The sequence below is a fragment of the Amycolatopsis sp. NPDC059021 genome, from assembly GCF_042739895.1.
Lineage (GTDB): Bacteria > Actinomycetota > Actinomycetes > Mycobacteriales > Pseudonocardiaceae > Amycolatopsis.
The window spans coordinates 35871-42718 of the sequence record NZ_JBHYIQ010000090.1 but is presented as its reverse complement, the minus strand read 5'-3'; the positions used below and the strand labels follow the sequence as shown (position 1 = coordinate 42718).

Annotated in this window: 6 protein-coding genes; 4 read left to right on the top strand and 2 right to left on the bottom strand. The window is 71.0% G+C overall.

Annotation, left to right across the window (positions count from 1 at the left end; translation table 11 throughout):
• Positions 1-184: hypothetical protein (locus tag ACFWX1_RS37110; RefSeq protein ID WP_378394494.1), on the top strand; the 184-nt coding region annotated here is incomplete at its 5' end.
• Positions 185-630: 446 nt separating this feature from the next.
• Here the strand turns inward: ACFWX1_RS37110 and ACFWX1_RS37105 are convergent.
• Both ACFWX1_RS37105 and ACFWX1_RS37100 read right to left on the bottom strand, forming a co-directional pair.
• Entirely contained in the window at positions 631-1641 is a 1011-nt protein-coding gene (locus ACFWX1_RS37105; protein ID WP_378394493.1) for an NAD(P)H-dependent glycerol-3-phosphate dehydrogenase, read from the bottom strand.
• Positions 1641-2369 carry a lysophospholipid acyltransferase family protein gene (locus ACFWX1_RS37100; protein ID WP_378394492.1) on the bottom strand — a complete coding sequence of 243 codons (729 nt, stop codon included), beginning with the start codon at positions 2367-2369 and terminating at the stop codon, positions 1641-1643. The genes ACFWX1_RS37105 and ACFWX1_RS37100 overlap by 1 nt, the downstream gene beginning before the upstream one ends.
• 120 nt (positions 2370-2489) lie before the next feature.
• Here ACFWX1_RS37100 and cofC point away from each other — a divergent pair, with 120 nt between their 5' ends.
• The 3 genes from cofC (at position 2490) to ACFWX1_RS37085 (ending at position 6605) form a co-directional block, all read left to right on the top strand.
• Positions 2490-3122: a 2-phospho-L-lactate guanylyltransferase gene (gene cofC, locus ACFWX1_RS37095; RefSeq protein ID WP_378394491.1), complete on the top strand. Its 633-nt coding sequence runs from the start codon at positions 2490-2492 to the stop codon at positions 3120-3122.
• Between the two features lie 64 nt (positions 3123-3186).
• Entirely contained in the window at positions 3187-5655 is a 2469-nt protein-coding gene (locus tag ACFWX1_RS37090; protein WP_378394490.1) for an RNA degradosome polyphosphate kinase, read from the top strand.
• Positions 5652-6605, top strand: a complete 954-nt coding sequence (locus ACFWX1_RS37085; protein ID WP_378394489.1) for an NUDIX domain-containing protein — start codon at positions 5652-5654, stop codon at positions 6603-6605. The genes ACFWX1_RS37090 and ACFWX1_RS37085 overlap by 4 nt, the downstream gene beginning before the upstream one ends.
• The last annotated feature ends 243 nt before the right edge of the window (positions 6606-6848 follow it).

The window sequence follows — 6848 nt, the reverse complement described above, 5'->3', positions numbered from 1 at the left end:
CGGGGGCTCCCCGCGTTCTCGCCGGGTGCCGCGGCTGCGCTTTTCCAGGCCACAATTCGCCACCCCGCGGCTGCCGCGCCTCGCGCGGCCCGACGCTCCCGGGACGCGCGAGGCGGAGCAGTCGGTGGCCGAGTGGGAATGCCCGGCATCCGCGCATGTCCCGAACGCGACGTTCGGGACATGAACCGCCCGAGCATGTCGCGAACGCGTCGTTGGGGACGCTCAACGTCGCGAAAGCGTCGTTCGGGACACCGGCGCGGTGGGCCTGGCTGCTACGGCTTTGTCGCGAACGCTCCGTTGGAGACGCTCAACGTCCCCTACGCGTCGTTCGCGACATCGGTCACCCCCGACGAGACCCGCAGACCGCTCGAACCCCGAATCCTCAGCCCCGGGAGGACGACTTCCCCAGCGACGCCCGCAAGACACCCGCCGCACTCCCGAACCCCACCCTGACCAGCACTTCTCCACTTGCCCACACCCCTCACCCCCTGTGGACAACTCACCGCTTCGCCCCGGTCCCGTCAGCCCCCGGCGGTACGATTGCTGCGGGGACGCCCCCCAAGGGGAGGGTGGGGGGTGCCTAGAGGAACGTGACCGCCGGAGCACAGGGGGCCGGGAGCAGCGAGACGGTCAGTACCACTCGTGTTTCTGGGAGCGGCCCAGGAGTTCGGTGCCGGCTTGGCGGGGGTCGACGCCTTCGTGGCAGACGCGGTGCATGGCGTCGGTGATGGGCATGTCGACGCCCAGGCTCTGCGCCAGCGCGCGGATCGACGAGCACGACATGACGCCTTCGGCGACCTGGCCGCCTGCCGCGGCCTGCGCCTGTTCCAGGGTTTCGCCGCGGCCGAGGCGCTCGCCGAAGGTGCGGTTGCGCGAAAGCGGAGACGAGCAGGTGGCCACGAGGTCGCCGACGCCGGCGAGGCCGGCGAAGGTCAGCGGGTCGGCGCCCAGTTTCGCGCCGAGGCGCGCCATTTCCGCCAGGCCGCGGGTGATCAGCGTCGCCATCGTGTTCGTGCCGAGGCCGAGGCCCGCGGCCATGCCGCAGCTCAGCGCGATGACGTTCTTGCAGGCGCCGCCCAGTTCGCAGCCGACGACGTCGGTGTTCGTGTACGGTCGGAAATACCGGTTGGAGCAGGCCCGCTGGATCGCGACCGCCCGCTCGTGGTCGGGGCACGCCACCACCGCCGCCGAAGGCTGCGCGGCGGCGATCTCCCTGGCCAGGTTCGGGCCCGACACCACGACGATCTCGCCGACGTCGACGCGCGCGATTTCGGCGATGACCTCGCTCATCCGCTTGAGCGTGCCCAGTTCGACGCCCTTGGCCAGGCTCACCAGGATCGCGCCGGCGGGCAGCAGCTCGCGCCACACCGAGAGGTTCGCGCGCAGGCTCTGGCTCGGCACCGCCAGCACGACGGCCTGCGCGCCGTCCAGCGCCGCCGCCGCGTCCGAGGTCGCCGTCACGCGCTCGGGCAACGCCACCGAGGGCAGATACGACCCGTTCGTGTGCTGGTCCCGGATTTCCGCGGCGACCTCTTCGCGGCGCGCCCACATCGTCACGTCGCGGCCCGCGTCGCCGAGGACCTTGGCGAACGTCGTCCCCCACGAACCCGCCCCGAGGACGGTGACCCGCTGAACGTCCATCAGTTCTTGTCCCCGGGCTCGGCGTCCTTCTTGACCGGCGGCTCCTCCTGGCGGATCTCGGCCAGCAGCCGGGTGACCTCGTCCATCATCACCGCGGTCACCTCCTTGAGCAGCGACGCGCTGCGCGGGTTCCCGCCCCGGTAGGGCGAGAGGTCCAGCGGGTCCCCGACCAGGTGCGTCACCGTCTTGCGCGGGAACGGCGTGAACTTCTTCGTGTAGCCGTTGAAGATCTCGTGCGTGCCCCAGCGCGCGATCGGGATCACCGGGACGTCGTTCTGCAGCGCGAGCCGCGCGGCCCCGGTGAACGACTCCTTCGGCCATCCGGCCGGGTCCTTGGTGATGGTGCCCTCCGGGTAGATGACCACGACCTTGCCCTCGGCCAGCGCCTGGTGCGCGGCCTTCAGGCTGTCGCCAGCCGCCACCGACCCGCGCGCGACCGGGATCTGCCCGGACCCGACGAAGATCTTCCCGAAGACCGGCGTCCTGGTCAGGCTCTCCTTGCCCAGGAACCGTGGTACCCGCTTCTGCCGGTGCACGAACACCGCGTCCACCACCGGATCCAGGTGGGAGATGTGGTTGAGCACCAGGAGCGCGGGCCCCTTCCTCGGCACCTTCTCCGCGCCGATGTAGACCCGGCGGCCGATGGCGACCAGCGGATAGAACACGATGGCGGCCAGCGCCACCCAGATGCCGCCCTTTTCTCGTCGAGGCAAGTCCCGCCCGGCCAATTCTCCTCCTCCGACGTGCGTGTCCCCGGCTGGAGGAGATCCTCCCCCGCTCCGGTTCACGCAGTACAGGGAGGGTGCACTCACACCCGCCGCCGCCCGGTTTCGGGTAAAGATGAGGGAGTGGACGTGGACCTGATCGTGCCGATGAAACGCCCCAGCCTCGGCAAGTCGCGGCTGCGGGGCGCGACGGCCGCCGAGCGGCACGCCGGGCTGGTGCTGGCGCTGGCCGCCGACACCCTGGCCGCGGTGACCTCGGCCGCGCGCGTACGCCGTGTCCTGGTGGTCGCCGCCGAACCCGCGGCGGTCGCCGAACTCGCCGAGCTGGGCGTCGAGATCGTCGCCGAGCCCGGCGACGGCGGGTTGAACGCCGCCCTGCGCCACGGGGAAAGCATGCTGCGCGCCGACGATCCGGCCGCGGTGATCGGCGCCATGCAGGCCGATCTCCCCGCGCTGCGCGCCGAAGACCTGACCACCGCGCTCGCCGAAGCGGCCGGACGGCGCGCGTTCGTCGCGGACCGCCAAGGGACCGGTACGACGCTTTTGCTCTCCTCGCCCGGCGGAGCGCTCGGCCCGCGGTTCGGCACCGGTTCCGCGCGGGCACACGCCGACAGCGGCGCGATTTCGCTCACCGCGCCCGTGACGTCCCTGCGCAGCGACGTCGACACGCCCGGCGATCTCGAGCACGCGTGCTCGCTGGGTGTCGGGAAACACACGGCCGCTTTGCTCGGCGAGCCGTGTATTTCGCTTGGGTAATGATGTTCACCGGACCTTCATCGCTGCCTGCGCATTCGGGCTCGTCGTAGTGAAGAATGGGGCCGTGAGCACAGACGGCACCAACCCCGCCACGCCCCGGCGCAGGACCTCCGCGGCGAAGGCTCCCGCGGACGGGAGCGAGACCCGCACGAGCGCCTCCGCGAAACGCGCGACCCGCACGAGCGCCGCGAAACCCGCGGCGAAACCGGCGGCGGGCAAGGCGGCCCCCGCGAAACCCGCGACCGCGAAGAAGAACAACGCCGGGAACGACAAGGCCGCGACACCGAAACCGAGCGCGCGCACCAGCGCAGCCCGTGCCGCCGCGGCCAAGACGGGGACGGGCCGGGCCAGGAAGACGACCACGACGGCCCGCAGCAGTGCCTCGCCCGCCGGGCCGTCGGCGGCCACCCGGCCGGTGGAGGAGTTCCGCGCGATTCCGTCCGCGCCGCCCGCCGTCACCGCGCCGACCGCCGTCGAAACGCTGCCCGACGACCGGTACTTCAACCGCGAGCTGTCGTGGCAGGACTTCAACGCGCGGGTGCTCGCGCTGGCCGAGGACGAATCGCAGCCGCTGCTGGAGCGGGCGAAGTTCCTGGCGATCTTCGCGTCCAATCTGGACGAGTTCTACATGGTGCGGGTCGCCGGCCTGAAGCGGCGCGACGAGACCGGCCTGCCGGTGCGCAGCGCGGACGGGCTCACCCCGCGCGAGCAGCTGGCCTACATCGCCAAGCGCAACCAGGACCTCGTCGAGCGGCACACCGGCGCGTTCGAGCTGCACCTGCGCCCGCAGCTGGCGGCCGAGGACATCCACTTCGTCGGCTGGGCCGATCTCGAAGGCGCGGACCAGCTGCGGCTGTCGAACTACTTCAGCGAGCAGATCTTCCCGGTACTCACCCCGCTCGCCGTCGACCCGGCACACCCGTTCCCGTACATCTCGGGGCTGTCGCTGAACCTCGCGGTGACCGTGCGCGACCCGGAGGGCGGCACGGAACGGTTCGCCAGGGTCAAGGTGCCGAGCAACGTGCCGCGGCTGATCCGCGTCGAGACCCGGCGCGAGACCCGCACCGCGACGTTCCTCCCGCTGGAGGAACTCATCGCGGCACACCTCGGCGAGCTGTTCACCGGGATGGAGGTCACCGAGCACCACGTCTTCCGGGTCACCCGCAACGCCGACTTCGAGGTCGAAGAGGACCGCGACGAGGATCTCCTGCAGGCACTCGAACGCGAGCTCGCGCAGCGGCGGTTCGGCCCGCCGGTGCGGCTCGAGGTCGCGCAGGACATGAGCGAGCACATGCTCGAACTGCTGCTGCGCGAGCTGGAGGTCGACCCCGCCGACGTCGTCGAGGTGCCGGGCCTGCTGGACCTGACCTGCCTGCACCAGCTGTCCGGTGTGGACCGCAAGGAGCTCAAGGACCGCCCGTTCGTGCCCGCGACGCATCCGGCGTTCGGCGAGCGGGAGACGCCGAAGAGCGTGTTCGCGACGCTGCGCGAGGGCGACGTCCTGGTGCATCACCCCTACGACTCCTTCTCCACGAGCGTGCAGCGGTTCATCGAACAGGCCGCCGCGGACTCGAAGGTGCTCGCGATCAAGCAGACGCTGTACCGCACCTCCGGCGACTCGCCGATCGTCGACGCGCTGATCGACGCCGCCGAGGCGGGCAAGCAGGTCGTCGCGCTGGTCGAGATCAAGGCGCGGTTCGACGAGCAGGCCAACATCACCTGGGCCCGCACGCTGGAACGCGCCGGCGTGCACGTGGTGTACGGGCTCGTAGGCCTCAAAACGCACTGCAAGGTGTCGATGGTGGTGCGCCAGGAGGGTTCGACCATCCGCCGCTACTGCCACATCGGCACCGGCAACTACAACCCGAAGACCGCCCGGCTCTACGAGGACCTCGGCCTGCTGACCGCGGACCCGAGCATCGGCGCGGACATCACCGATCTGTTCAACGTGCTCACCGGCTACTCGCGCCAGGACACCTACCGCACGATTCTCACGTCGCCGCACGGCATCCGCCGCGGCATCGTGCGCGCGATCGGCGAGGAGATCGAACTCGCCCGCGCCGGCCAGCGGGCCGGGATCCGGATCAAGTGCAACTCGCTGGTGGACGAGCAGGTCATCGACGCGCTCTACCACGCGTCGCAGGCCGGGGTCCCGGTCGACGTCGTCGTGCGCGGGATCTGCGCGCTCAAGCCCGGTGTCGAAGGGCTGTCGGAGAACATCCACGTGCGCTCGATCCTCGGCCGCTTCCTGGAACACTCGCGGATCTTCCACTTCCGCGCGGGCGGGACGCACTGGATCGGCAGCGCGGACATGATGCACCGCAACCTGGACCGCCGGATCGAGGCGCTGGTGCGGGTCAAGGATCCCAAGCTGACCCGGCAGCTGGACGACATCTTCACCTCCGCGCTCGACCCGGAAACCCGCTGCTGGGTACTCACCTCCACGGGTGAGTGGACGCCGTTCCCGACGGACGGCTCCCAGGTGCGCGACCATCAGACGGAACTGGCGAAACGGCACGGAGCGGCTGGATGACGACGGAGGTACGCGCCTCCGGCGCGGTGCTGTGGCGCCGCACCGGGGACGGGATCAAGGTCGCGCTCGTGCACCGCCCGCGTTACGACGACTGGTCGCTGCCCAAGGGAAAACTCGACCGGGGCGAAACCCTCGCCGCCGCCGCGGTACGGGAGATCCACGAGGAAACCGGGTTCCACGCGGTACTCGGCCGGTACCTGACCAAGGTCGGGTACGAGGTGCCGCTGCGGCACGGGCGCGGGACGGCACGCAAGACCGTCGACTACTTCAGCGCGGAAGCGGTTTCCGGCGGCTTCGCGCAGAACGAAGAGGTCGACGAGTTGCGCTGGCTCGGCTTCGAGGCCGCCGAGAAGCTGCTCACCCGCGACACCGATGTCCGGGTACTTCGGGACTTCTGCGCCCTGCCCGCGGAACTGACGACGGTGCTCCTCGCGCGGCACGCCAAGGCGGGCAAACGGGAGGACTGGAACGGCGACGACGATCTCCGTCCGCTGTCGGACGCGGGCCAGCGACAGGCGCAGGCGCTGCGCGAATTGCTCGCGTTCTACCGCCCGGACAGGGTGCTTTCCGCGCCGCGGCTGCGGTGTGTGCAGACGGTGCACGGGATCGCGGAGGACCTCGGCACCGAGGTCCGGCACGAGCCGCTGCTGTCGGAGGAGGGCTACTGGCCCGATCCGGTGCTCGGCATCGCGCGGCTGCTGGCGATCGCGGGCGACGGCGGGACGCCGTTGATCTGCAGCCAGGGCGGGGTGATCCCGGACATCGTGAGCGCGCTGGCCGACCGCGACGGCGTCGAGCTGTCGGCGTCGCGAGGTGGCGTGGTGCCCAGCAAGAAGGGCTCGTTCTGGGTGCTGTCCTTCCTGCCGCCCAACGGTGACAACGGCCCGAAGCTCGTGGCGGCCGACTACTTCCCCGGCGCGCTCCCGGTTCCCGCCCCCACCGCGCACTGACACCCCGGCTCCCCGGAGAGCCGGGACTCGCGCGCGACAGAGCTATGACAGTGACGGCTGGTGTACTGGGCCGGGCGGTAGGGCTGCGTGCTGCGCCGGGCTAGGGGTACGGCGCATCGCGGGGTGCCGGCCGTTCGGCTGCTGGCAGTGTCGCCAACAGTGCTTCGATGTCCCCGGCACGGGGGTCTGGGGCTGGGGGGGGGGGGGGGTGCAGACACCCCCCGGCGAGACTAGATCGCTCGC